The 295-nt window shown below is 32.2% G+C and carries 1 protein-coding gene; it reads right to left on the bottom strand.

Features of this window, described 5'->3' with window-relative positions:
• Window positions 1–295, bottom strand: a 295-nt coding sequence (locus AB3I00_RS14805) for a hypothetical protein (protein WP_368025642.1), incomplete at both ends; no start/stop codon positions are given.

Below are 295 nucleotides of genomic sequence, written 5' to 3'. Positions count from 1 at the left end.
TATTAAAATTAACTGTACCTGAAAATTTCCCGTTCAAAGGACTTAAATCATAAATATGATTCCCATCCAAATAAAGTTGAGTCATCTGACATCCAATAGTACCTAATCTTTCTACAAACTGATTATCTACTTCATTATTTTCGAATCCAACCTTTGTTAATTTTGTCAAACTGCTCATATCTTCTGGTAATTTAGGATTACTCATTCCTTTAACATTATAAGAAGATAATCGAGTCAACTCTGTACAATATTGGATTCCTTCAAAATCTTGTACCCCCGTTGGATCAATCCCTGG

It is taken from the genome of Enterococcus sp. C76, assembly GCF_040886985.1.
Taxonomy (GTDB): domain Bacteria; phylum Bacillota; class Bacilli; order Lactobacillales; family Enterococcaceae; genus Enterococcus_B; species Enterococcus_B lactis.
The sequence above is the reverse complement of the archived record's forward strand: the minus strand, read 5'-3'. Positions and strand labels throughout refer to the sequence as shown.